Below are 23636 nucleotides of genomic sequence, written 5' to 3'. Positions count from 1 at the left end.
AAATTTGAAGGTTTGCCAGATGCTGATTATTCCCGCTATCGATCTTAAAGACGGTGCATGCGTACGTCTGCGCCAGGGCCGCATGGAAGATTCCACAGTGTTCTCCGAGGACCCGGTGAGCATGGCTGCCAAGTGGGTGGAGGGCGGTTGCCGCCGTCTGCATCTGGTCGATCTGAACGGCGCATTCGAAGGCCAGCCAGTCAACGGCGAAGTGGTGACCGCGATCGCCAAGCGCTACCCGAACCTGCCGATCCAGATCGGTGGCGGTATCCGCTCGCTGGAAACCATCGAGCACTACGTCAAGGCGGGGGTCAGCTACGTGATCATCGGCACCAAAGCCGTTAAAGATCCGGCGTTCGTCGCTGAGGCCTGCCGCGCGTTCCCGGGCAAGATCATTGTCGGCCTGGATGCCAAAGACGGGTTCGTCGCCACCGACGGCTGGGCTGAAATCAGCACCGTGCAGGTCATCGACCTGGCCAGGCAGTTTGAAGCCGACGGCGTGTCCTCGATCGTTTATACCGACATCGCCAAAGACGGCATGATGCAGGGCTGCAACGTACCGTTCACCGCTGCGCTGGCTGCAGCGACGAAGATCCCGGTGATCGCCTCCGGCGGTATCCACAATCTGGGTGACATCAAGTCGCTGCTCGACGCCAAGGCGCCGGGCATCATCGGTGCAATCACTGGCCGGGCGATCTACGAAGGCACCCTCGACGTCGCCGAAGCGCAAGCTTTCTGCGATGCGTACCAAGGCTGAGGACTGACCATGGCGCTGGCCAAACGCATCATCCCTTGCCTGGACGTGGACAACGGCCGGGTCGTCAAAGGTGTGAAGTTCGAGAACATCCGCGATGCCGGCGACCCGGTGGAAATCGCCCGTCGTTATGACGAGCAGGGTGCCGACGAGATTACCTTTCTCGACATCACCGCCAGCGTCGATGGCCGCGACACCACGCTGCACACCGTCGAGCGCATGGCCAGCCAGGTGTTCATTCCGCTGACCGTCGGCGGTGGCGTGCGCACCGTGCAGGACATCCGCAACCTGCTCAACGCCGGTGCGGACAAGGTCTCGATCAACACCGCTGCCGTGTTCAACCCGGAATTCGTTGGTGAAGCGGCGCAGCATTTCGGCTCGCAGTGCATCGTCGTCGCCATCGACGCGAAGAAGGTCTCCGGCCCGGGCGAAACCCCGCGCTGGGAAATCTTCACCCACGGCGGGCGCAAGCCGACCGGTCTCGACGCCGTCGAGTGGGCGAAGAAGATGGAAGGCCTGGGTGCCGGCGAGATCCTGCTGACCAGCATGGATCAGGACGGCATGAAAAACGGCTTCGACCTCGGCGTGACCCGCGCGATCAGCGATGCGCTGGGCATCCCGGTGATCGCTTCCGGCGGCGTCGGCAACCTGCAGCATCTGGCCGACGGTATCCTCGAAGGCCACGCCAGCGCGGTACTGGCGGCGAGTATTTTCCACTTCGGCGAATACACTGTGCAGGAAGCGAAAGCGTATATGGCCAAACGCGGCATCGTGATGCGCTAAACCGTACAGGCCAGTGGACAGCATGGCGTACCCAAGGCACTCTTGGGCACGCCATGGATTCCGGTAGCCCGACATGATCAAACGCCTGCTTCTTGTTCTCGCCAGTGCCTCTGTGTTGTTGCTCAACACGGCGCGGGCCGAAAACAGTCCCGACACCGATCTGGTGCTCCTCACCGAAAACTTTCCGCCCTACAACATGGCGAAAGACGGCAAGAATTTCGCCAAGGGCGAGAACATCAACGGCATTGCCGCCGACATCGTCCGCGAAATGTTCAAGCGCGCCGGGCTCACCTACAGCCTGACCCTGCGCTTCCCATGGGAGCGCGTCTACAAACTGGCGCTGGAAAACCCCGGTTATGGCGCCTTCGTGATGGCCCGCCTGCCGGATCGCGAAAACCTGTTCAAATGGGTCGGCCCGATCGGTCCGGACGACTGGATCATGTTGGCCAGGGCCGACAGCAAGATCACCCTCGACACCCTCAACGATGCGCGCAAATACAAGATCGGCGCCTACAAGGGCGACGCGATTGCCGAGACGCTGGCCAAGCAGGGCTTGAAGCCTACTGTCGTTCTGCGCGATCAGGACAATGCGAAAAAACTGGTCAATGGCCAGATCGACCTGTGGGCCACGGGTGATCCTGCCGGGCGTTATCTGGCGCGGCAGGACGGGGTCACTGGACTCAAGACCGTGTTGCGCTTCAACAGCGCCGAGTTATATCTGGCGCTGAACAAGGATGTGTCGGACGCAACGGTCGCCAGGCTGCAGGCGGCGCTGGATCAGATGCGCAAGGACGGGGTTGTCGACGAGATCATGGGGCGCTATCTGTAGCCGTCGGCAACGACTTGTCTGTTGCCTGGTGGGTGCATTCTTGCGGCGGATACTGCAGCAGACTCAGGTTATCGTTCTGGGTGTAAGCCAGATTGATCCCCGCTTGCGAGCCGTCAGCACGACGCAGCTCGTAGAAACTCTCCAGCTGATACACCGCGACGAATTTGCCTTTGCCGGCCATGGCGATCACATAGGTAGCAAATGGAGTCTGCCAACCACTGGTTGACGTCTCGCTGTGAGTGAACTGGCTGTCCAGTCTTGCCGAAAATGGGAGTGACGGATGAGCGTCTGCCTTCGTTGCCCACGGACTCACAAAACTGATCGCGGTAAGTTGAGTGAACAGACGCAGCATCTTCGGATTCTGCAGCCGCTGCGCGGTCCACTTGAACGCCCGTGCCTCCTCGCCCGTGTTGTGTCCGCTCCCAACCAAATAGTACTGGTCGGTTCTTTCCAAACGATAAAACGGCGTGGTGCGTAATTGATCAATTGGCGACAAGTCATCCTTGACCACGAACCATGGCAGCTTGATGACTTGGGAGAGCGTGGCCGCGCCTTTGGTTTCTGGGGCTTGCGCTGCGGAGAGCGTTGGTAGCTGTGGCGGTGACTGGATCAGCGGCGCGATCTGCATGCTTAGTGAATAGGCACCGACATTGCCCTCTGGCCGGTTGAAACTGCTGGCCGCAACAAATGTTCCCGGTGCGAAATGAATCTCCCCCGGCGGTGCATTGGGTGGTATGACACTCCATGCACTGAAGCTCTGCTTGGCGCCGCTGCCCCTGTCATTCCAGATCAGTTCGCCAACGTCCGAGGCGATCACCAGATCGGCCCGTACACAGCGAACCGCGTTGAGTGAAGGTTTTTCGTGATCATTGGAGCAGACCGCGCCCATGGCCACATAACCTTGCGGGGCGATCGGTCGCCATACGGCCCCGTCTTTCTTCGAGCCTGAGCCGGAATCTTTCCAGATCAGCTCGAAATCGTCCGGGCGCCTTAATGCCGGGCCCCTGGCCGGATCTGCACTGGGTGCATCGCCTTCGCAAACCACAGCTACCACGGTGCTGCCGTTAATGTTGTCGTGCCCGGCGACGAACACGTCGCCGAGCGGGAAATAGCCCGGCAATACATCCGGAGCCGGAGTCGGGCGCCAGAAGGCTGCGGGTTTTGCCCGCGAGCCGGTGCTGTCCCAGATCCGGTGAAATTCCGTGGTGAAATGGATCAGCAGATTGTCGTGTCGGATCGGCTCGATTTGCCTGGATGGCGCTGCGGCCTGGTCATGAATGGTCATGGTCACTCCTGATAGTTGAACGGCGACTCAAGGGAGTCGCGACCCGTTGCAGGTCTCACTATCGGTAATCGCAACCGGTCTCTGGCGGTAACTATGTATGACGTCGTGACCAGTTATTTCCAAAAAAACCGTTCCTTGCCATGGGCAGCCTTGCGCTCCTGTTTTGCCTATTGATGCAGAAGCACAAGGCCGACGTCACTGATCAGCTCAGGGGGCGCTGTTTTTGAGCGCTTCCCATTCCAGGATGTATTCCTTCAATTCTGAGCGCTGATTGTTGGGGTCGACAGCGTAAACGCAGAGTTTGAGGGGGAAGTTGCTTTGCGGGCGTAGCCAATTGGAGGTCACATGCCTATAACCCTGCGGGTCTTCGCAACTGACTTTTTCAGCAAGGCCGCCTTTTACCTCGTATCGATCAAGACCCTCGTTCTTGCGTTCCGGCCACAGAATCAGTGCCCTGTTTATCTCTTTGTTAAACGAAGTCTCTATGGTCGGAACAGGCGTCGGGCCCGCATCAATCAGATAAGTGGGAACAGTGACGGCATTGCGATAAGTGCCTGCGGGTAATATGTCCTCAGTACTGTTTGTGGCGATGATGCAAAGGTTGCTAGGCCCGGTTTCAGGTCCCATCGGAACATTTAATCGAGTCGGCGCAGTGCCGGTGGTGATTGGCTGGCTGTAGCCTTGCGGAACTTCGCAGTCGACCGGGTCAGCCGTCCGTTTAGTCCGGATAAACCGGGTGCTGGCGGTTATTTCGAAGTTCCATTCTGGATAAACGTAGTTGCCCTGAGCGCTTACGCTGATCTTTGCATGCGTTGGCAGTTGGGCAGGCAGTCTGATAGAGGCTGCCGGAAATAATTCGCACACCTGCGGATCCGTATTGAGTTTGCCATCGAAAAAGCAGTTGTTGAAAACCGAGGTGGGACTGCCGTAACTGCCGCTCGGCATCTGACCGTATCCAGGCAGCGGCGTCAGATGGTGAGCCAAGGTCCCGAGGACGCCATAGACCTCGTTGGTCGCTCGAACGATGACCGGACTCCCCGAGCTTCCGGAAGCAATATCTTTGCATTTGTTGCTGACGGTATGCCGCCAAACCCAGGGCTTTTCGAAAATCGCCGGGGAGGGCATGTGGGTGCAGGCGGACATTTGTAATGGAGAGCCAACGGGTTTGTGCACAATCAGAATGTCGCTCTCTTCTGCCGGCGCCTGCCGGGCCAGTTTCATGGGCGTGATGCCCTGAGCCAGAAGTTCGCCCTGTGACACTCCAAGCTCCAACAGAGCCAGGTCGACACCCTGAATACTGCTCCAGGCTACTTTCTGCAGAGAAACGGTCCTGGAGGCAGCAGTCGTATCGATGAAGTTGTTGAAGGTAATGCTGGCTTCGATAGGGTCATCTGTTCGCATGACCCCGTTTTCCTTGCCCACGCAGTGGGCGCTGGTCAGTGCATAGGCGGAATCGGACGGTCTAGAGCTGTTAGTGTCGATCAGGAAGGCGGTGCAGGAACCGTGCTCGCGGCTTTTGTACTCGCCGATTCCCATCCAGTGGTTATTTTCGCCATCTTTGTTAGTCAGGTGTTGCGACGGTGAGAAGTTTTCAGCGCCCTTGCCGTAATCGACAGGGCTGGAACAGGCAGGAAGTGAGAAGGCAGTCAGTAATAAAAAGCTTGGGTGGATATATTTAAAGTTCATGGCCAGTCCTTGGCTAATATATGGGTGCAAGACTGGCGCAGAATAAGACAGTTAGGTTTGAGTCGGTTCTATAAGTTATTGCTGCTTATTTTGGTCGTAGAGGCTTATGAGAATTTAATAAGTTTATAGCTTAACGATAAATTCCATTTTTCCCGTGTGCAGCTGTCGCTTTGTTACTCCGCACGCTGATCATCTGCTTGATATCGATCCACTCGATGCCTTGCGCCTTGAGCTTCGGCAATTCACGTTCCAGCACCGCCAGCGTCTGCGGGTAAGGGTGGCCGATCATCACTGCCGAGCCCTGCTTGCGGGCCAGGCTGATCGCCGTCTGCAGCTGGTTGAAAATGGCGGCTCCGGTGCGTTCGTCATCGAGAAACACATCGCGCGAAACACTCGCCAGATCGATCTTCTGTGCTTGTTGCGCGGCCACGGTCTGGGCGCTGGTGCGGCTGTCGACGAAGAACTTGTGCCGACGCTGCAACTCGCCCATCAGCCACGCCATCGCCACCGGCTGGGCGGTCATGCGACTGCCCATGTGGTTGTTGATGCCCGCCGTGTAGGGGACCATTTTGAAGGCGGCGTCGAGGCGCTTTTGCAGCTCTTCGAGCGGCAGTTCGGGATGCCAGGCGTACGGGCCGGTGGCCGGATCCATCGGCATGTGCAGGATCACGATCTTGCCGGCGCGATGTGCTTCGCGGGCAAATTCGGTGGCGTGCGGGGTGTCGGGCATGATCGCCGTGGTCACCGGGCCGGGCAGGGCCAGCACACGGCGATCCCGGGGCAGGCTCTGCCCCAGGTCGTCGATGATCAGCGTCAGGTAGGCTTTTGGCGGTGGCGTCCTGGCGGGTTCTGCGTGAGCAGCACCCGCCAGACAGCACAGTAGGACGAAGAGCAAACGCAAAGACATCCTCAACGGCCGGACGTGATGCTCAAGCCCTTAAGCAGGCTCAGGGCCTGGGCCAACTGGTAATCGTCATCCTGCGGCATGGCCTTGGCCTTGGTGCCGGAACCGGTCGGCTTGTCCGCGCCGCCGTTGCCGTTGCCCAGGTGGCCTTGCAGGTCGGCTTCCTTGAAGTAATCGCCGTCCGCTTCGTTGGTGATCTTGGCCTTGCGCACTTCGATGTCCGGGACGATGCCCTGGGCCTGGATCGAGCGGCCGTTCGGCGTGAAGTACAGTGCCGTGGTGATCTTCAGCGCGCGGTCGTTGTTCAGCGGCAGCACGGTTTGCACCGAGCCTTTGCCGAAACTGGTGGTGCCCATGACTACCGCGCGTTTCTGATCCTGCAGGGCGCCGGCGACGATTTCCGAAGCCGAGGCGCTGCCACCGTTGATCAGCACGACCATCGGCACCGCTTCGCTTTCGTCTTTGCCGGTGGCGGAGAAGCGCAGTTCGGAGTTGGCGATCCGGCCTTTGGTATAGACGATCAGGCCTTTCTTGATGAAGTGGTCGACCACTTCCACTGCCGCCTGCAACACGCCGCCCGGGTTGTTGCGCAGGTCGAGGATGATGCCGTTGAGCTTTTTGCCGTTGTCCTTGCGCAGCTTGGCCAGGGCCTTGGAGACCTCTTCGCCGGTCTTGACCTGGAACTGGGTGATGCGGATGTAGCCGTAGCCCGATTCCAGCAGCTGCGCCTTGACGCTCTTCACCTGAATCACGGCGCGGGCCAGGGTCACGTCGAACGGCGTGCCACCGTCGCGCACCAGGGTCAGGGTGATTTTCTGACCGATCTTGCCGCGCATCTTGTCCACGGCTTCGGTCATGGTCTGGCCGCGAGTTGGCGCACCGTTGATCTTGACGATGAAGTCACCGGCCTGGATGCCAGCCTTCGACGCCGGGGTGTCGTCGATCGGCGAGACGACCTTGATGAAACCGTCTTCGGAGCCGACTTCGATGCCCAGGCCGCCGAATTCGCCGCTGGTGCTTTCCTGCAGTTCGGTGAAGTCTTCAGGGCCGAGATACGCGGAGTGCGGATCGAGGTTGCTGAGCATGCCCTTGATCGCGTTTTCCAGCAGAGTCTTGTCATCCACCGGCTCGACATACGCCGCCTTGATCCGGTCCATGACCTCGGCAAAGGTGCGCAACTCTTCCAGCGGCAACGGGGCCTTGGCGGTCGCGGCAGTGCCTGCCGGAGCGACGGCCGGGGCCGGTTGAGCGGCGAACGCCAGAGGCGCGCCGATCACCAGAGCGATCGTCAGGGCCAGCGAGGTAAGGCGGGACAAATGCAGCATGTCGAACGAACTCCTGAATTAGGCGACGCGCTTATCCTTGCGCGTGACACCATTGCGCCGGATCACTCGGGTGACCCTGCTGACGAATTGCGAAATACAGCGCTGGTGTGTCCTGACCGCCACTGTTACCCACAGTGGAGATCGACTCACCGGCTTTTACCACGTCACCGGCCGACTTGAGCAGTGTCTGGTTGTGACCGTAAAGACTCAGATAACCATTGCCGTGATCAAGGATCACCAGCAGCCCGGCGCCACGCAACCAGTCGGCGAACACCACGCGCCCGCCATGCACGGCATGCACTTGGCTGCCGGCAGCGGCGCTGATCATCACACCATCCCACTTGGTGCGGGCATCGTCGCCACGGCTTTCGCCGAAGCGTGCCAGCAATCGACCATCAACCGGCCACGGAAGTTTTCCCCGGGTTGCAGCAAAAGGGCCACCGAAGGTCTCGCCGCTGCTGGACACCAGTGCGCCGGGGGTTGATTTGACGGGTTTTCGTGGGGCGTCGCTGTTGTCAGCCTGCGCCTCACGCAAACGCTTTTTTTCCGCTTCCTGCTGGGCGATCAGCGCTTTCTGCCGCGCTTCTTCTGCCTCACGGGCCTGACGGGCCAGGGTTTCTTCAATGGTTTTAAGGACTTTAGACAGGTCTGCCTGATCCTGCTCGCGGGCGGCCAGTTTCTGGTCGCGGGCTTTCACGTCATCGTTGAGCTTGGCGAGGACTTGCTGGCGTTCCTTGCGGACCTTTTCCAGTTCGTCGCGCTGGGTGTCGAGGCTGCTTTTCTGCACCAGCAATTGCGCCTGCTGCATGGCGATGTCTTTTTCGACATTGGCCAGTTGGCGCAGGGTTTCGTTGAAGTTCTTCAACTGCTCCAGGCGGGCCTGGCTCAGGTAATCGTAATAGGTGAGGGTGCGGGCGAATTTCTCGGGATTCTGCTGGTTGAGCAGCAGCTTGAGGTATTCCTGACGGCCATTCTGGTAGGCCGCGCGGGCCTGGATGGCGATCAGTCGCTGCTGTTCAGTGCGCGCGCTCTGGAGTTTTTTTTTCTCCGCATCGAGCCGCTGCAGCTCGGATTCGCTTTTTTTCAACTCTTTCTGCAGGGCATCGACCTGCTTCTCGAGCTTGCCCATCTCGGTTTCAGTGCCCTTGAGCTCTTTCTGCACACCGGATTTTTCTTCCTGCAGCTTGCCCAGCAGCTTTTTCAGCTCGGCAATGTCCTGACGCGTGGCATCCAACTGCTGTTGGGTTTGCGCGCGCTCGTCAGCGAAGGCCGGTTGGAGCAGGCAGGTCAGAGCGAGGGCGATCAGGACGCGGAGCATAGAGGCGGGCGGCACCAGGGTAATGGACGGCCTAGTATGCCCGCCCGAGGCTGCAAAAAAAACGCCCAATTGGGCTTGTGTGATAACTGGAGCGGCGGAGAGGCTCATTTCCATTTCGAAAACCCCATAAACCACTGTGGGAGCTGGCTTGCCAGCGATGGCGTCTGCACATTCAACATAGCTGTTGGCTGTCAGATTGCTATCGCTGGCAAGCCAGCTCCCACAGGGTTTGGCGGTGTTTGATCTGGCGATTACACCAGAATCGAAGTCCCCGTCATTTCCGCCGGTTTTTCCAGGCCAAGCAGCATCAGCATGGTCGGCGCGACGTCCGCCAGTACGCCGCCTTCACGGACCTTGAGGTCACGCTTGCCGACATAAATGAACGGCACCGGCTCGGTGGTGTGCGCGGTGTGCGCCTGGTGGGTTTCTTCATCGGCCATTTTTTCGACGTTGCCATGGTCAGCGGTGATCAGCGCTTCGCCACCCACCTTTTCCAGAGCTTCGACGATACGGCCGACGCAGGTGTCCAGGCATTCCACGGCTTTTACCGCAGCGTCGAACACGCCGCTGTGGCCGACCATGTCGCCGTTGGCGTAGTTGACCACGATCACGTCGTAACGCTGATGCTCGATGGCGTCGACGATGCGGTCGGTGACCTCGGGTGCGCTCATTTCCGGTTGCAGGTCGTAGGTGGCGACTTTCGGCGACGGGATGAGGATGCGCTCTTCACCCGGGAACGGTTCTTCACGGCCGCCGGAGAAGAAGAAGGTCACGTGCGCGTATTTTTCGGTTTCGGCGATGCGCAGCTGAGTCTTGCCGTTTTTCGCCAGATAGTCGCCGAGCACGTTTTCCAGGCTGCCGGCGGCGAAGGCCGATGGCGCAGGGATGCTGGCGGCGTACTGGGTCAGCATGACGAAACCGGCCAGTTTCGGCTGGCGCGCACGTTCGAATTCCTTGAAGTCGTCTTCGACAAATACGCGGCTCAGCTCGCGGGCGCGGTCGGCGCGGAAGTTCATGAACACCACGGCATCGCCGTCTTCGACCTTTACCGGCTCGCCGATGGTGGTGGCCTTGACGAACTCGTCGCTCTCGCCACGGGCATAGGCGGCGTCGAGGCCTTCCTGAGCGGTGGCAGCGTTGAATTCGGCGTTGCCGTCAACGATCAGGTTGTAGGCCTGAGATACGCGGTCCCAACGGTTGTCACGGTCCATCGCGAAGTAGCGACCGATGAGGCTGGCGATGCGGCCCTTGCCGAGCGCCTGGAAGGTCGCGTCGAGCAGTTCGATTGACGACGCGGCGCTTTTCGGTGGAGTGTCGCGACCGTCGAGGAAGGCGTGCAGGTAGATTTTCTCGGCGCCGCGCTTGAAGGCCAGTTCGGCCATGGCGATCAGGTGATCCTGGTGGCTGTGCACGCCGCCATCGGACAGCAGACCCATGAAATGCACAGCTTTGCCGGCGGCCACGGCTTTATCCACGGCAGCGCAGATGGTCGAGTTGTCGAAGAACTCACCGTCGCGGATCGCTTTGGTCACGCGCGTGAAGTCCTGATACACCACGCGCCCGGCGCCGAGGTTCATGTGGCCGACTTCGGAGTTGCCCATCTGGCCGTCCGGCAGACCAACGTCCATGCCGCTGCCCGAGATCAGGCCGTTCGGCACCGTGGCCCACAGACGATCGAGCACAGGCTTCTTCGCCGCATACACGGCATTGGATTCGTGGCTGTCACTGTGACCGAAGCCGTCGAGAATCATCAGGACCAAAGGTTTAGGCGTGGTAGTCATGGAATCCACTCGTGGCTAATAAAGAAGAGGGCGATGGAAAAGGGAGTGGCGAGTTTAATGCTTAGTTCCGACCACGTCACCGCCGGACGGGGTTTGGCCCACCATAGTGGCTGTGTATACTGGCCGACATTTTAACGCCCTGGAACCTCCTTCGATGGTTGCTCACCTGATTGAATTTGCCACTAACCACTACATTCTTGTCGGTATCTTCGTCGTACTGCTGGCTCTGCTGCTGGCGCACACGATGCAGGGCGGCGGTAAAAGCCTGAGCACCGGCGAACTGACCGCACTGGTCAACAAGGACGCAGGCGTGGTGGTGGACATCCGTCCGGCGAAAGATTACGCCGCCGGTCATATCGTTGGCGCGATCAACATTCCTCAAGACAAGCTGGCTGCACGTACCGGCGAGCTGGAAAAGCACAAGGCCAAGACCATCATTCTGGTCGACGCCCTGGGCCAGACCGCTGGCACCCACGCTCGCGAGCTGATGAAGTCCGGCTTCACTGCCGCCAAGCTGTCCGGTGGGATCTCCAGCTGGAAAGGCGACAACCTGCCGCTGGTGAAGTGATATGAGCGAAGTCATCGTCTACTCCAGCGATTACTGCCCTTACTGCATGCGAGCCAAGCAATTGCTCGCGAACAAAGGTGTGGCCTTCGAAGAGATCAAGGTCGATGGCAAGCCGCAGATTCGTGCTGCCATGAGCCAGAAGGCCGGACGCACGTCCGTGCCGCAGATCTGGATCGGCGAAAAGCACATCGGCGGTTGTGATGATTTGTATGCCCTGGAGCGCGCGGGCAAGCTCGACGCGCTGCTCAAGGCCTGAACGGCTGCACCCACGTACAGCAATCCCTAAAAGACCCAAGATCAGAAAGGATCTGAGATGACTGACCAACAGAACACTGCAGCCAGCGAAGAAGAAACCGCACCGCAATTCTCCTTGCAGCGCATCTACGTACGCGATCTGTCCTTCGAAGCCCCGAAAAGCCCGGCGATCTTCCGCCAGCAGTGGGACCCGACCGTCGGCCTGGACCTGAACACCCGTCAGAAAGAACTGGAAGGTGATTTCTACGAAGTGGTACTGACCCTGTCCGTGACCGTGAAAAACGGCGACGAAGTGGCTTTCATCGCTGAAGTGCAACAGGCCGGTATCTTCCTGATCAAGAACCTCGACGCGGCTTCGATGAGCCACACTCTGGGTGCGTTCTGCCCGAACATCCTGTTCCCGTACGCGCGCGAAACCCTGGACAGCCTGGTGACTCGTGGTTCGTTCCCGGCCCTGATGCTGGCGCCGGTGAACTTCGACGCCCTGTACGCGCAAGAGCTGCAGCGCATGCAGGAAGCTGGCGAGACGCCGACCGTTCAGTAAGTATCTGAGCGACGACGCAAGTCCAATGTGGGAGCGGGCTTGCTCGCGAAAGCGCAGTGTCAGGCGACATCAATGTCATCTGATCCGACGCCATCGCGAGCAAGCCCGCTCCCACAATTGTTTTGCGTGTTATTTGAAGTCGTTCTGCCGCCACGCTTCGTAAACAGCCACCGCCACGGTGTTGGACAGGTTCAGGCTGCGGCAGCCTTCACGCATCGGCAGGCGCAGGCGCTGTTCGGAGGGCAGGGCGTCGAGCACTTCCGCCGGCAGGCCACGGCTTTCCGGGCCGAAGATGAACGCATCGCCCGGGACGAACGCGGCGTCGTGAAACGGCCGCGAGCCCTTGGTGGTGAACGCGAACAGCCGTGGGTTGCCGAGGCTTTCCAGGCAACTGGCGAGGTCGGCGTGGCGCTGCAACGTGGCATATTCGTGGTAGTCGAGACCGGCCCGGCGCAAGCGCTTGTCGTCCATCTCGAAACCCAGCGGTTCGATCAAATGCAGGTGGCAGCCGCTGTTGGCGCACAGCCTGATAACGTTGCCGGTGTTCGGCGGAATTTCTGGTTGAAAAAGGATGACGTGAAACATGCACGGCTCCGAAGGTAAAGATGACGCGCATTCTACGCCGCAAGCCGACCCGCGTTCGAAACTATTCCCGCGGGTGATCGGTTCGCTGGCGATTTTCGGGCTGATGATCGGTTTGATGATCGGTCGCCTGACCACGCCGGACCCCAGCGTGCTGCAGCAGGTCGACGTGACCGGTGACGGCTTGGTGGTGTGGTTCAACAACGAACCGAACCTGCACGGTGAAATCATCGATGGCACCGTGGCCCTGTTGTTTCAGGCAGAGGGCAAGGCGCAAAAGGGTCAGCTCAAGCTCAACGGCAAGGACGTGAACTGGCGAACGCGCGTGAGTGACGGTGGGTTGTTGCTGACGGTGCTGGCGGCGCGGCCGCTGCAAGGGGAGTGGGCCGGCAGCAAGGTCGATGACCGCTGGCGGCTGGAGATCCATCTCCGGGAGCAATAAAAGCGGGAATCCCCGGCCTGCCTGTACCAGGGTTCCCAAAACGGGGTGGACTTCGCTGAGAGCGTCGGTCCGGTGTAAAGAGGGAACCCCCGGCCTGCCTGTACCAAGGATCCCAAAAGGGTGGGTTCGCCGCGTTGCGGTTTGAACCCGGTGTAAAGAGGGGAATCCCCGGCCTGCCTGTACCAAGGTCCCCGAAACGGGTGGTGAATCGAATCACCTGTAAGGGTTATTGCAGGCGGCGTGCCAGTTTTAGTATTTGGAAACAGAAAAATCCCTCAAATGCACCAAAGCCCCGAAAATCGGGGCTTTGGTGTTTTTACTGGCTGGGTTTTTCAGTCTTGCCTGGATGTTTTTTGCACAGGTTGCGATGCCCGATCACGGGTCAAAGTGCATTAGGTTGGTGCACGGCGGGACCACTGTGGGAGCGGGCTTGCTCGCGAAGGCGTCGCGTCAGTCACTGATACGTTTCATGAATAGCGCTTTCGTGAGCAAGCCCACTCTCACAGAGGGCGTGGTTGATCAGCCCTCATCCCCCTCATCATCATCCCCACCGTCCACTTTCATCCCCAATTCCTTGATCTTGCGCGTCAGGGTATTACGCCCCCAGCCGAGCAATACCGCCGCATCACGACGGCGACCGGCCGTGTGCTTCAGTGCGGTCTCGATCATGATCCGCTCGAACGCCGGCACCGCGCTGTCGAGCAGGCTCGACTGGCCGCGGGCCAACGCTTGATCGGCCCACTGGCGCAGCGCCTGCTCCCAGTTGGTCACTGGCGCCGAGTCCTGCGGCAGGCTCAGCAGTTCCGGTGGCAGGTCACTGATGTGCACTTCGCGTCCGGAGGCCATCACGGTGATCCAGCGGCAGGTGTTCTCCAGCTGCCGCACGTTGCCCGGCCATGGCAGGTTCTTCAGGTATTCCTCGGTCTCGCTCTTGAGCAGCTTCGGCTCCACCGCCAGTTCTTGCGCGGCGCGGCTGAGGAAGTGCTTGGCCAGGGTCGGGATGTCTTCGCGACGGTCCGACAGGCGTGGAATGTGGATGCGGATCACGTTGAGGCGGTGGAACAAGTCCTCACGGAATTTCCCGGCATGCACCAGGGTTTCCAGATTCTGGTGAGTTGCAGCAATGATCCGCACATCGACCTTGACCGGCACATGCCCGCCAACGCGATAGAACTCGCCGTCCGCTAGCACCCGCAGCAAACGGGTCTGGGTGTCCGCCGGCATGTCGCCGATTTCGTCGAGGAACAGCGTGCCGCCGTCAGCCTGCTCGAAGCGCCCGCGACGTAGGTTAGCCGCGCCGGTGAATGCGCCTTTCTCGTGGCCGAACAGCTCGGATTCCATCAGGTCTTTCGGGATCGCCGCCATGTTCAGCGCGATGAACGGCGAGGCCGCGCGCGGGCTGTGGCGGTGCAGGGCGTGGGCCACCAGTTCTTTACCGGTACCGGATTCGCCGTTGATCAGCACGGTGATGTTGGAGTGGCTCAAGCGGCCGATGGCGCGAAACACCTCCTGCATCGCCGGCGCTTCGCCGATGATTTCCGGGGTGCGGGTCAGCGCCGGCACTACTTCCAGGCCTTGCTGCTCTTGCGCATGCTGATTGGCGCGCTTGACCAGCGATACCGCCTCGTCGACGTCGAACGGTTTCGGCAGGTATTCGAAAGCGCCGCCCTGATAAGACGCAACGGCGCTGTCGAGGTCGGAGTGCGCGGTCATGATGATCACTGGCAGCCGTGGGTGCTGTTCGCGGATACGTGCCAGCAGGTCGAGGCCACTGGCGCCCGGCATGCGGATGTCGGAAATGATCACATCAGGCTGCTGACGGGCCAGACGACTCATCACGCCATCGGCGCTGTCGAAGCTCTGCGTGGTCATGCCTTCCTGCTGCAAGGCCTTTTCCAGAACCCAACGGATAGAACGGTCGTCATCGACGATCCACACGGTTTCACTACGGCTCATGTCGATGTGGCTCCTTGTTCCAGTGGCAGAAAGATCGAGAACGTGGTGTGGCCGGGGTGGCTGTCACACTCGATCAGGCCCTGGTGCTGGCTGATGATGTTCTGGGTGATGGCCAGGCCCAACCCGGTACCGTCCGGGCGGCCGCTGACCATGGGAAAGAAGATGGTTTCCTGAAGTTCTGCAGGGATCCCCGGGCCGTTGTCGATGATCTCGATCTTGGTCACCAGGCGATGACGGACGTGGCCGATGGTGAACTGGCGCATGGTCCGGGTGCGCAGGCTGATGCGGCCCAGACGCAGCTCGTTCTGGCTGCTGATCGCCTGCATCGCGTTGCGCACGATGTTCAGTACGGCCTGAATCATTTGTTCGCGGTCGATCAATACGTCGGGAATGCTCGGGTCGTAGTCGCGCACCAAGGTGATGCAGCCCTGGCTTTCCGCTTCGACCAGTTGGCAGACGCGCTCCAGCACTTCGTGGACGTTGCACAGCGCCAGCGACGGCAGCTTGTTCGAGCCGAGCATGCGGTCGACCAGATTGCGCAGACGGTCGGCCTCTTCAATGATCACGTTGGTGTAGTCGCGCAGGCTGTCTTCCGGCAGTTCGCGGGCCAGCAACTGCGCGGCGCCCCGGATGCCGCCGAGCGGGTTCTTGATCTCGTGGGCGAGGCCGCGCACCAGCATCTTGCTGGTTTCCTGCTTGGACAGTTGCGCCTCTTCCTTGGTGATCCGCAGCAGACGGTCACGCGGGTGCACTTCCAGCAGGAGCATGGTCGCGCCGTTGCTGAGGATCGGCGTCACCGCGTAGTCCACGGTCAGGGTCTGGCCGGTGAGGGCGGTGAGCATCGCTTCGCGCTTGGTGAACGGGTGTGCCTGTTCGACCGCCTGGCGCAGCGAGTTGAGCGCCTCGGTGGATTCGGTAAAGAGCTCGCTGATGAACTGTCCATGGCTACGCTGACCGCTGATGGCCAGCAGCATCTCGGCCGCCGGGTTCATGTACTCAAGGCGCAGTTCGGCATCGAGCAGAATGGTGGCGGTGGTCAGGTTGTCGAGCAGCAAACGGTGGATTGCGTCGCTAATAGTCATCGGAGCCTCTTTTGGGGGCGGAGCGTGCGCAAGAAGCAGGCGTCGTTAAACGGAAAATGCAAAAACCAAACCAAGGCTCCGAAAAGAAGCGTTCAACCCGTGAAACAGGCGTTTGACGCTCGTTTGAGTGGCAGGGTGCCAGCTCAAGCGGGAAGTTTCGAACCAAAATGGGTTGGAATCTGGGTACGGTGCAGCCTATTGCACCAATATAGTGCGCAAAGCTGAATAGCGTTAGAAGAAGCGCAGGAAGGGATTTTTTTCTTCGGCGGGTTTGTCTTTCAGCGGACATTCCGGGCGCACGCCGTAGTCTTCGCTGACGCAGGGTTTGACCTGGCGTTTCTGCGCCAGCGAGATGCGTAGCATGTGGAATGGCTGGTTGGCGGTGCGCTCGACAGTGCGACCCTGCTCATCAAGGATTTCCACCGACAGGTTGTGACTGCCGCGGTCGATGTTGCTCAGCGGGAATACCGGACTCAGGCCCGGCTCGCCAGTGGCCTGGCCGTCCAGCAGCAGGCGATAGCGATGGCCCTGCTGTAAGCCAGGTTCGCTGGTGACACTGACGATCACCTCGCCCGCGCTGCTGCGAAGGGTCGCATCCGGCTCGGGGATCAGGATGCGCAGCATGTCGTAGTGAAACGGTGGTTGTTCCGCGACCTTTTTTACAGCGCTGATCGGTGCTGCAGCCGTGGGGTTGGCCGACATGCGATTGCTGGTGGCGATAGGCACGCGCTTGGCGTTGCCGCGCGGCTGGTCGGTGTAGACGCGATTGCCCTGCGCGTCGACATAGGTGAAGACCTCTGCCGAAACGGGCAGGGCGAACAGGCACAGGATCAGCCAGAAAATTCTCACGGCTTGTGCACCCGCTGTACGGTGAACGCCACCGCCGGGCTCTGCTGGATGATCGCTTCGCCGTCGATCACCTGCACCGCGAGACGATGCTCGCCGCGATCGACATTCACCAATTGCAGGATCGGCACGTTGCTCGGCTGGCCGTAAGGTGTGTCGTCCAGCACCAGCCTTAATTGGTGCGGCGCCTGCAGGCGCGGCTTGATCAGCACATTGACAGTGAAGGTGCCGTTGTTGGCGCGCAGCGCTTCTTCGCTGGGCAGGCCGGTCAGCTCCAACACCTCGTAGGCACTGCGTGCCGCGGGGCGTGTGTCGGTGCTTGAAGGCGCTGGCGCGCTCGGTGCCTGTGGCTCGACGCGGTTGAGTGGCGGCAACTCGACCGGCTGCGCCTGAACACCGTCCGGCGAGTGATCGCTGTAAACCGTGTTGCCATTGGCATCGGTGTACTTGTAGATCTGCGCGGCGGCGGGCAGGGCGATCAGCAGCAGGATGTAGAGAAAGGTGCGACCCATGAAATCGACCGGGAAAGAAAGCGATGGGGTGCAGCATAGGCCAGGTGCGGCGGTTGGCCCAACCCGGGACATATCCGGAGATCATTCAGACGCCAAAAATCCCTGTGGGAGTGGGCTTGCTCGCGAAGGCGGCGTATCAGTCGCCATCCCTGTCAATGACCCACCGCCTTCGCGAGCAAGCCCACTCCCACAGGGGTTTTGCGTAGTTTCATAAATCATGGGCAATAAAAAGGCCTCCCGAAGGAGGCCTTTTTTGTCACGCCGCGTAGCGCGGCGCTACCGGATCAGCAGCTGTAGTACAGCTCATATTCCAGTGGGTGTACGAAGGTACGGACCTTGATTTCTTCTTCGGATTTCAGCGCGATGTAGGCGTCGATGAAGTCGTCGGAGAACACGCCGCCCTTGGTCAGGAACGCACGGCCCTTGTCCAGCTCTTCCAGGGCTTCTTTCAGGCTGCCGCAAACTTGTGGGATCTCTTTCGCCTCTTCAGGCGGCAGGTCGTACAGGTTTTTGTCAGCGGCGTCGCCTGGGTGGATCTTGTTCTGGATACCGTCCAGGCCGGCCATCAGCAGTGCTGCGAAAGCCAGGTACGGGTTGGCAGCCGGATCCGGGAAGCGTGCTTCGATACGACGGCCGCGTGGGCTGTTGACGTAAGGAATACGGATCGAGGCGGAACGGTTGCGAGCCGAGTAGGCCAGCATCACCGGCGCTTCGAAACCTGGCACCAGACGCTTGTAGGAGTTGGTAGCCGGGTTGGTGAAGCCGTTCAGGGCCTTACCGTGCTTGATGATACCGCCGATGAAGTACAGGGCGGTTTCGGACAGGCCGGCATAGCCTTCGCCCGCGAAGGTGTTCTTGCCGTCTTTGGCGATGGACATGTGCACGTGCATGCCCGAGCCGTTGTCGCCGTACAGTGGCTTCGGCATGAAGGTCGCGGTGCGGCCGTAAGCGTCGGCAACGTTGTGCACAACGTATTTCAGAGTCTGAACTTCGTCAGCTTTCTTCACCAGGGTGTTGAACTTGACACCGATTTCGTTCTGACCGGCAGTCGCCACTTCGTGGTGGTGAACTTCAACGGTCTGGCCCATCTCTTCCAGTGCGTTGCACATGGCAGTACGGATTTCGTGGTCGTGGTCGAACGGCGGAACCGGGAAATAGCCGCCTTTGATACCAGGACGGTGGCCTTTGTTGCCGCCTTCGATGTCCTGGTCGGACATCCACGAGCCTTGTTCGGAGTAGATCTTGAACATCGAGCCGGAGATGTCCGACTTGAACTTCACTTCGTCGAAGATGAAGAATTCTGGTTCTGGGCCAGCGAAGACGGTGTCACCGATACCGGTGGTCTTCAGGTATTCCTCGGCGCGGTGAGCGATGGCGCGCGGGTCGCGATCATAACCTTGCATGGTCGACGGTTCGATGATGTCGCAAACCAGGATCAGGGTTGCGTCTTCGGTGAACGGGTCGAGAACGGCAGTATCGTCGTCCGGCAGCAGGATCATGTCGGAGGCTTCGATGCCTTTCCAGCCAGCGATGGAGGAGCCGTCGAACATCTTGCCGACTTCGAAGAAGTCGTCTTCCAGCGCATCGCGAGCCGGCATGGTCACGTGGTGCTGAGTGCCTTTGGTGTCCGTGAAGCGCAGATCAATCCACTTGACGTCATGATCTTTGATGAGTTGAACCGACTTCGACATAGTGTCCTCCGGGTGGCTTAGGGCTTGGTAGTGGATGCCCTTAATAGGGGTGATGCCGGCGCAGATACTCTGCCAAGGCAACCTGCCTCACAAGGGAGCAAATTGCATGCCAGTGCCCCAGCATGGGTTTTTTGCCCCAATTTCACGCTTTGAGCACCGCAAAGTGCCATAAGGGTGAAAATCTCGCCCCTTAATGTAGCGCTTCAAATCAGAAATGACCCGTTTTGGTGCAAGTGAAACCTTCTGCATATTAACTGGTTAAACCTTGAGCAATTTCCGCTATAATCCGCGCCCCCCTTTTTCGGCTGGCCCTGCGCGCGCTGTTTTCATGAAACTAATCGTAAAAGTCTTCCCCGAGATCACCATCAAAAGCCGCCCTGTCCGGATGCGTTTCATCCGCCAGTTGGCCAAGAACATCCGCGCCGTGCTCCGCGATCTGGACCCGGCCGTGGTGGTGAACGGTGTGTGGGACAATCTCGAGCTGGAAACCCGCGTTACCGACCCCAAAGCCTTGAAAGAGATGGGTGAGCGCCTGGTCTGCACCCCGGGTGTCGCGCACTTTCTGCAGATCGACGAGTACCCGCTGGGCGACTTCGACGACATCACCGAGAAGTGCAAACAGCACTACGGCGATGTGCTGGCCGGGAAGATTTTCTCGGTGCGCTGCAAGCGCGCCGGCAAGCATCCGTTCAGCTCGATGGACGTCGAAAAATACGTCGGCAGCAAGCTGCGTCGCGAGTGCGGGGCGGCCGGAATCGACCTCAAAGACCCGGAAATCGAAGTTCGCATCGAAGTTCGCGACCAACGGTTGTTTGTCATCCACAGCCAGCACAACGGCATCGGCGGTTACCCGCTCGGCGCCCTGGAGCAGACGCTGGTACTGATGTCCGGCGGCTTTGACTCGACGGTTGCCGCGTACCAGATCATGCGCCGCGGCCTGATGGCGCATTTCTGCTTCTTCAATCTGGGCGGGCGTGCCCACGAATTGGGCGTGATGGAAGTCGCGCATTTCATCTGGAAGAAGTACGGCAGCTCGCAACGCGTGCTATTTGTCAGTGTTCCGTTCGAAGAAGTGTTGGGCGAAATTCTCGGCAAAGTCGATAACAGTCATATGGGCGTCGTATTGAAGCGTATGATGTTGCGCGCATCGTCGGCCATCGCCGACCGGCTGCACATCGATGCGCTGGTCACCGGCGAAGCGATCTCCCAGGTATCGAGCCAGACGCTGCCGAACCTGTCGGTGATCGACTGCGTGACCGACAAACTGGTCCTGCGGCCACTGATCGTTGCGCACAAGCAGGACATCATCGACACGGCCAACGAGATCGGCACCGCCGATTTCGCCCGGCACATGCCGGAGTACTGCGGGGTCATCTCGGTCAATCCGAAGACTGCCGCCAAGCGCCACCGTGTTGAGCACGAAGAGAAAGAATTCGACATGGCGGTTCTCGAGCGTGCGCTCGAAAACGCCAAACTGGTGCCGATCGATCGAGTGATCGACGAATTGGGCCAGGACTTGCAGATCGAAGAAGTCGGCGAAGCGCTGGCCGGTCAGATCGTCATCGACATCCGTCACCCGGATGCGGCCGAGGATGACCCGCTGGAACTTGCCGGCATAGAAGTACAGACGATGCCGTTCTACGCAGTGAACGCTCGTTTCAAGGAGCTGGATCCGACTCGCCAGTACCTGCTGTATTGCGACAAAGGCGTGATGAGTCGCCTGCATGCTCACCATTTGCTCAGTGAGGGGCATGCCAATGTGCGCGTTTATCGACCGAGCTAAGTGCCCGGGGCTGTTTGCCTGTGGCCTGCGTCACCGGCCCCCCGACACCGCCGTCAAGCTGTAACGGCCATGCCGGACACTACTGTTAATCGCTGCCAAGACTTGTCAGCAAACCGAATCCTCTGATCGAGATACACAAGTGATCGAAAATCTACGTAACATCGCCATCATTGCCCACGTTGACCATGGTAAGACCACCCTGGTAGACAAACTCCTGCGTCAATCCGGCACTCTGGAGCGCAACGAGCTCAACGACGAGCGCGTGATGGACTCCAACGACCAGGAAAAAGAGCGCGGTATTACCATTCTGGCGAAAAACACCGCCATCAACTGGAACGGCTACCACATCAACATCGTGGACACCCCGGGCCACGCCGACTTCGGCGGCGAAGTAGAACGCGTAATGTCGATGGTTGACTCCGTTCTGCTGCTGGTTGACGCTCAAGACGGCCCTATGCCGCAAACCCGTTTCGTGACCAAGAAGGCGTTCGAAGCCGGCCTGCGTCCAATCGTGGTCATCAACAAGGTTGACCGTCCAGGCGCGCGTCCGGACTGGGTTCTGGACCAGATCTTCGACCTGTTCGACAACCTCGGTGCTACCGAAGAACAACTGGACTTCCAGGTTGTTTACGCTTCGGCCCTGAACGGCATCGCCGGTCTGGATCACACCGCCATGGGCGAAGACATGACTGCGCTGTACCAGGCAGTTGTCGACCACGTTCCGCCTCCGGCCGTTGACCGTGACGGTCCGTTCCAGATGCAGATCTCCGCTCTGGACTACAACAGCTTCCTGGGTGTTATCGGTGTTGGCCGTATCGCTCGTGGTCGCGTCAAGCCGAACACCCCGGTTGTCGCGATCAGCGCCGACGGCAAGCGCCGCAACGGTCGTATCCTGAAGCTGATGGGTCACCACGGTCTGCACCGCATTGACGTTGAAGAAGCAGCAGCCGGCGACATCGTCTGCATCAGCGGCTTCGACGAGCTGTTCATCTCCGACACCCTGTGCGACATCAACACCGTCGAGGCGATGAAGCCGCTGACCGTTGACGAGCCAACCGTTTCCATGACCTTCCAGGTAAACGACTCGCCATTCTGCGGTAAAGAAGGCAAGTTCGTGACCTCCCGTAACATCAAGGATCGTCTGGACAAAGAGCTGCTGTACAACGTTGCACTGCGCGTTGAAGAAGGCGACTCGGCTGACAAGTTCAAGGTTTCCGGCCGTGGTGAGCTGCACCTCTCGGTACTAATCGAAACCATGCGTCGCGAAGGCTTCGAGCTGGCCCTGGGCCGTCCTGAAGTGATCATCCGTGAAGTTGACGGCGTGAAGCAGGAACCGTTCGAAAACGTCACCATCGACATCCCTGAAGAATCGCAGGGCAAGGTCATGGAAGAGATGGGTCTGCGTAAAGGCGACCTGAGCAACATGGTGCCGGATGGCAAGGGCCGTGTTCGTCTGGAATACAACATCCCTGCTCGCGGTCTGATCGGTTTCCGTAACCAGTTCCTGACCCTGACCAACGGTGCTGGCATCCTGACCTCGATCTTCGATCGTTACGCGCCAGTGAAGTCGGGCCACATGTCCGGCCGTCAGAATGGCGTTCTGGTTTCGGTTGAAACCGGCAAGGCACTGACCTACTCGCTGGAAACCCTGCAGGCTCGTGGCAAGCTGTTCGTAGAACACGGCCAGGAGATCTACAACGGTCAGATCGTTGGTCAGAACAGCCGCGACAACGACCTGGGTGTGAACCCTACCAAAGGCAAGAAGCTCGACAACATGCGTGCTTCGGGTAAAGACGAAACCATCGCTCTGGTACCACCTGTTCGCTTCACTCTGGAACAGGCTCTGGAATACATCCAGGAAGACGAGCTGTGCGAAGTCACGCCTAAGTCCATCCGTCTTCGCAAGAAGATCCTGGACGAAAGCGAGCGTACCCGCGCTGCCAAGAAAGCCAAGGCATAAGATTTAGCCCAGGCTGAAAAAAACGCCCCCGGTCGCGAGACCGGGGGCGTTTTTGTTTGTCTGGGGTTTACGCGTTGTTTGTGCCGGCCCCTTCGCGAGCAGGCTCGCTCCCACAGGGGAACGCATTCCAATGTGGGAGCGAGCCTGCTCGCGAAGGCGGCGGATCAGCCGCCGCACATTTCAGGAAAGGTCAGAACTTCTCGATCGACCGCGAATTCTGCACCCGCTCGACTTCTTTCGGCTTGTACGCGCAATACCCCGGCCGCGGGCCGATTTTCGGGTGGTTGCAGCAAGTGTCCGGGCGCTTGTCATAAATGGTGCACAGGCGGCTCTTACGATCCAGGTAGTAGCAATCGTTGTTGCTCATGCGCTGCAGGGTGAAGATCCCCGACTTCTGGTTGAAGCGCTCGACCAGCCCTTCCTTTTGCAGGCGCTTGGCGATGTTCTTCGGCGGATCACCCAGTTCGAACTCGTCAACCACGCCGATGCGTACCAGGTCCTTGATCTTGACCTCGACCGGCAGGGTGCAGCAGCTGGAGACACAAGAGCCGCACATCGGGGCCGAATATTTGGCCCACGTATCGAGACGATCGATCTCGGCGGCGGCAATCAGGTTGGGCTTCATCATCGGGAATTACCAGGCGTGTGCATCAGGGCGCGCGATCATACCGGGACTGGTGGATTTTTGAACAACCTTTCGCCAGATTTTTGCAAATGCCGCGCAAATGTCATTCAGTCCGGCACGGCCCC

General features: G+C 59.6%; 22 protein-coding genes. 9 read left to right on the top strand and 13 right to left on the bottom strand.

The features are described 5' to 3' along the window. Positions 1-19: 19 nt before the first annotated feature. The 3 genes from hisA (at position 20) to HDC30_RS15315 (ending at position 2366) form a co-directional block, all read left to right on the top strand. The gene (hisA, locus tag HDC30_RS15325) at positions 20-757 is read left to right on the top strand and encodes a 1-(5-phosphoribosyl)-5-[(5-phosphoribosylamino)methylideneamino]imidazole-4-carboxamide isomerase (RefSeq protein WP_183783851.1); all 738 of its coding nucleotides are present in this window, start codon (positions 20-22) and stop codon (positions 755-757) included. Between the two features lie 9 nt (positions 758-766). Beyond that, positions 767-1537 carry an imidazole glycerol phosphate synthase subunit HisF gene (gene hisF, locus HDC30_RS15320; RefSeq protein ID WP_007909211.1) on the top strand — a complete coding sequence of 257 codons (771 nt, stop codon included), beginning with the start codon at positions 767-769 and terminating at the stop codon, positions 1535-1537. 73 nt (positions 1538-1610) lie between these two features. Next, positions 1611-2366, top strand: a complete 756-nt coding sequence (locus tag HDC30_RS15315) for an ABC transporter substrate-binding protein (protein WP_098966748.1) — start codon at positions 1611-1613, stop codon at positions 2364-2366. Here HDC30_RS15315 and HDC30_RS15310 read toward each other — a convergent pair. From HDC30_RS15310 to gpmI, 6 genes are all read right to left on the bottom strand, one after another. Further along, positions 2347-3651 carry a Vps62-related protein gene (locus HDC30_RS15310; RefSeq protein WP_183783849.1) on the bottom strand — a complete coding sequence of 435 codons (1305 nt, stop codon included), beginning with the start codon at positions 3649-3651 and terminating at the stop codon, positions 2347-2349. The two genes, HDC30_RS15315 and HDC30_RS15310, sit on opposite strands and share 20 nt — an antisense overlap. Before the next feature lie 207 nt (positions 3652-3858). Then, a complete protein-coding gene (locus HDC30_RS15305) occupies positions 3859-5337 on the bottom strand; it encodes a serine protease (RefSeq protein WP_183783847.1) in 1479 nt (492 codons plus the stop codon). A 130-nt stretch (positions 5338-5467) separates the two neighbouring features. Continuing rightward, positions 5468-6244, bottom strand: a complete 777-nt coding sequence (locus HDC30_RS15300) for a divergent polysaccharide deacetylase family protein (RefSeq protein ID WP_183783845.1) — start codon at positions 6242-6244, stop codon at positions 5468-5470. Positions 6245-6246: 2 nt separating this feature from the next. Continuing rightward, positions 6247-7566, bottom strand: coding sequence for a S41 family peptidase (locus tag HDC30_RS15295; protein WP_027611261.1), 1320 nt, complete (start codon positions 7564-7566; stop codon positions 6247-6249). Between the two features lie 31 nt (positions 7567-7597). Then, positions 7598-8884: a murein hydrolase activator EnvC gene (locus HDC30_RS15290; RefSeq protein WP_027611262.1), complete on the bottom strand. Its 1287-nt coding sequence runs from the start codon at positions 8882-8884 to the stop codon at positions 7598-7600. 251 nt (positions 8885-9135) lie between these two features. Beyond that, entirely contained in the window at positions 9136-10665 is a 1530-nt protein-coding gene (gene gpmI / locus HDC30_RS15285; protein WP_183783843.1) for a 2,3-bisphosphoglycerate-independent phosphoglycerate mutase, read from the bottom strand. Between the two features lie 154 nt (positions 10666-10819). Here gpmI and HDC30_RS15280 point away from each other — a divergent pair, with 154 nt between their 5' ends. The 3 genes from HDC30_RS15280 to secB are packed head-to-tail and all read left to right on the top strand — an operon-like array spanning position 10820 to position 12032. After that, positions 10820-11233, top strand: coding sequence for a rhodanese-like domain-containing protein (locus HDC30_RS15280; RefSeq protein WP_007961724.1), 414 nt, complete (start codon positions 10820-10822; stop codon positions 11231-11233). A 1-nt stretch (position 11234) separates the two neighbouring features. Beyond that, positions 11235-11489, top strand: coding sequence for a glutaredoxin 3 (grxC, locus tag HDC30_RS15275; protein WP_003220774.1), 255 nt, complete (start codon positions 11235-11237; stop codon positions 11487-11489). Positions 11490-11546: 57 nt separating this feature from the next. After that, positions 11547-12032 carry a protein-export chaperone SecB gene (gene secB / locus HDC30_RS15270; protein WP_027611264.1) on the top strand — a complete coding sequence of 162 codons (486 nt, stop codon included), beginning with the start codon at positions 11547-11549 and terminating at the stop codon, positions 12030-12032. Positions 12033-12161: 129 nt separating this feature from the next. On the opposite strand, the gene trmL is transcribed toward secB, so the two are convergent. After that, positions 12162-12617, bottom strand: a complete 456-nt coding sequence (gene trmL / locus HDC30_RS15265; protein ID WP_183783841.1) for a tRNA (uridine(34)/cytosine(34)/5-carboxymethylaminomethyluridine(34)-2'-O)-methyltransferase TrmL — start codon at positions 12615-12617, stop codon at positions 12162-12164. Between trmL and HDC30_RS15260 the strand changes: the two genes are divergently transcribed. Continuing rightward, complete coding sequence (locus HDC30_RS15260; protein WP_183783839.1) at positions 12616-13056, top strand: hypothetical protein; 441 nt, start codon at positions 12616-12618, stop codon at positions 13054-13056. The two genes, trmL and HDC30_RS15260, sit on opposite strands and share 2 nt — an antisense overlap. A gap of 519 nt (positions 13057-13575) precedes the next feature. Here HDC30_RS15260 and ntrC read toward each other — a convergent pair. The 5 genes from ntrC to glnA form a co-directional block, all read right to left on the bottom strand. Continuing rightward, positions 13576-15012, bottom strand: a complete 1437-nt coding sequence (gene ntrC, locus HDC30_RS15255; RefSeq protein ID WP_007961729.1) for a nitrogen regulation protein NR(I) — start codon at positions 15010-15012, stop codon at positions 13576-13578. Continuing rightward, positions 15009-16094 carry a nitrogen regulation protein NR(II) gene (glnL, locus tag HDC30_RS15250; RefSeq protein WP_007961730.1) on the bottom strand — a complete coding sequence of 362 codons (1086 nt, stop codon included), beginning with the start codon at positions 16092-16094 and terminating at the stop codon, positions 15009-15011. Before glnL ends, ntrC begins: the two co-directional genes overlap by 4 nt. 231 nt (positions 16095-16325) lie before the next feature. Then, a complete protein-coding gene (locus HDC30_RS15245; RefSeq protein ID WP_115988403.1) occupies positions 16326-16943 on the bottom strand; it encodes a DUF4124 domain-containing protein in 618 nt (205 codons plus the stop codon). After that, complete coding sequence (locus HDC30_RS15240; RefSeq protein WP_150369468.1) at positions 16940-17452, bottom strand: DUF4124 domain-containing protein; 513 nt, start codon at positions 17450-17452, stop codon at positions 16940-16942. The genes HDC30_RS15245 and HDC30_RS15240 overlap by 4 nt, the downstream gene beginning before the upstream one ends. Positions 17453-17736: 284 nt before the next feature. Beyond that, positions 17737-19143, bottom strand: coding sequence for a glutamate--ammonia ligase (gene glnA, locus HDC30_RS15235; protein WP_003220788.1), 1407 nt, complete (start codon positions 19141-19143; stop codon positions 17737-17739). A gap of 328 nt (positions 19144-19471) precedes the next feature. On the opposite strand from glnA, the gene thiI reads away from it, so the two are divergent. Together thiI and typA are read left to right on the top strand one after the other, a co-directional pair. Further along, positions 19472-20926 (top strand): tRNA uracil 4-sulfurtransferase ThiI, encoded by a 1455-nt coding sequence (thiI, locus tag HDC30_RS15230; protein WP_047600876.1) that lies wholly within the window; start codon positions 19472-19474, stop codon positions 20924-20926. Between the two features lie 139 nt (positions 20927-21065). Further along, positions 21066-22886, top strand: coding sequence for a translational GTPase TypA (typA, locus tag HDC30_RS15225; RefSeq protein ID WP_007961739.1), 1821 nt, complete (start codon positions 21066-21068; stop codon positions 22884-22886). A 190-nt stretch (positions 22887-23076) separates the two neighbouring features. Here the strand turns inward: typA and HDC30_RS15220 are convergent, their stop codons facing one another. After that, a complete protein-coding gene (locus HDC30_RS15220) occupies positions 23077-23514 on the bottom strand; it encodes a YkgJ family cysteine cluster protein (RefSeq protein WP_183783837.1) in 438 nt (145 codons plus the stop codon). Positions 23515-23636: the final 122 nt, after the last annotated feature.

The organism is Pseudomonas sp. JAI115 (genome assembly GCF_014200835.1).
Lineage (GTDB): Bacteria > Pseudomonadota > Gammaproteobacteria > Pseudomonadales > Pseudomonadaceae > Aquipseudomonas > Aquipseudomonas putida_A.
The sequence above is the reverse complement of the archived record's forward strand: the minus strand, read 5'-3'. Positions and strand labels throughout refer to the sequence as shown.

Excerpts from the sequence above, each read along its gene's own strand:
- hisA (WP_183783851.1), top strand. The coding sequence starts at position 20 with ATGCTGATTATTCCCGCTATCGATCTTAAAGACGGTGCATGCGTACGT.
- hisF (WP_007909211.1), top strand. The coding sequence starts at position 767 with ATGGCGCTGGCCAAACGCATCATCCCTTGCCTGGACGTGGACAACGGC.
- HDC30_RS15315 (WP_098966748.1), top strand. The coding sequence starts at position 1,611 with ATGATCAAACGCCTGCTTCTTGTTCTCGCCAGTGCCTCTGTGTTGTTG.
- HDC30_RS15310 (WP_183783849.1), bottom strand. The coding sequence starts at position 3,651 with ATGACCATTCATGACCAGGCCGCAGCGCCATCCAGGCAAATCGAGCCG.
- HDC30_RS15305 (WP_183783847.1), bottom strand. The coding sequence starts at position 5,337 with ATGAACTTTAAATATATCCACCCAAGCTTTTTATTACTGACTGCCTTC.
- HDC30_RS15300 (WP_183783845.1), bottom strand. The coding sequence starts at position 6,244 with ATGTCTTTGCGTTTGCTCTTCGTCCTACTGTGCTGTCTGGCGGGTGCT.
- HDC30_RS15295 (WP_027611261.1), bottom strand. The coding sequence starts at position 7,566 with ATGCTGCATTTGTCCCGCCTTACCTCGCTGGCCCTGACGATCGCTCTG.
- HDC30_RS15290 (WP_027611262.1), bottom strand. The coding sequence starts at position 8,884 with ATGCTCCGCGTCCTGATCGCCCTCGCTCTGACCTGCCTGCTCCAACCG.
- gpmI (WP_183783843.1), bottom strand. The coding sequence starts at position 10,665 with ATGACTACCACGCCTAAACCTTTGGTCCTGATGATTCTCGACGGCTTC.
- HDC30_RS15280 (WP_007961724.1), top strand. The coding sequence starts at position 10,820 with ATGGTTGCTCACCTGATTGAATTTGCCACTAACCACTACATTCTTGTC.
- grxC (WP_003220774.1), top strand. The coding sequence starts at position 11,235 with ATGAGCGAAGTCATCGTCTACTCCAGCGATTACTGCCCTTACTGCATG.
- secB (WP_027611264.1), top strand. The coding sequence starts at position 11,547 with ATGACTGACCAACAGAACACTGCAGCCAGCGAAGAAGAAACCGCACCG.
- HDC30_RS15260 (WP_183783839.1), top strand. The coding sequence starts at position 12,616 with ATGCACGGCTCCGAAGGTAAAGATGACGCGCATTCTACGCCGCAAGCC.
- trmL (WP_183783841.1), bottom strand. The coding sequence starts at position 12,617 with ATGTTTCACGTCATCCTTTTTCAACCAGAAATTCCGCCGAACACCGGC.
- ntrC (WP_007961729.1), bottom strand. The coding sequence starts at position 15,012 with ATGAGCCGTAGTGAAACCGTGTGGATCGTCGATGACGACCGTTCTATC.
- glnL (WP_007961730.1), bottom strand. The coding sequence starts at position 16,094 with ATGACTATTAGCGACGCAATCCACCGTTTGCTGCTCGACAACCTGACC.
- HDC30_RS15240 (WP_150369468.1), bottom strand. The coding sequence starts at position 17,452 with ATGGGTCGCACCTTTCTCTACATCCTGCTGCTGATCGCCCTGCCCGCC.
- glnA (WP_003220788.1), bottom strand. The coding sequence starts at position 19,143 with ATGTCGAAGTCGGTTCAACTCATCAAAGATCATGACGTCAAGTGGATT.
- thiI (WP_047600876.1), top strand. The coding sequence starts at position 19,472 with ATGAAACTAATCGTAAAAGTCTTCCCCGAGATCACCATCAAAAGCCGC.
- HDC30_RS15220 (WP_183783837.1), bottom strand. The coding sequence starts at position 23,514 with ATGATGAAGCCCAACCTGATTGCCGCCGCCGAGATCGATCGTCTCGAT.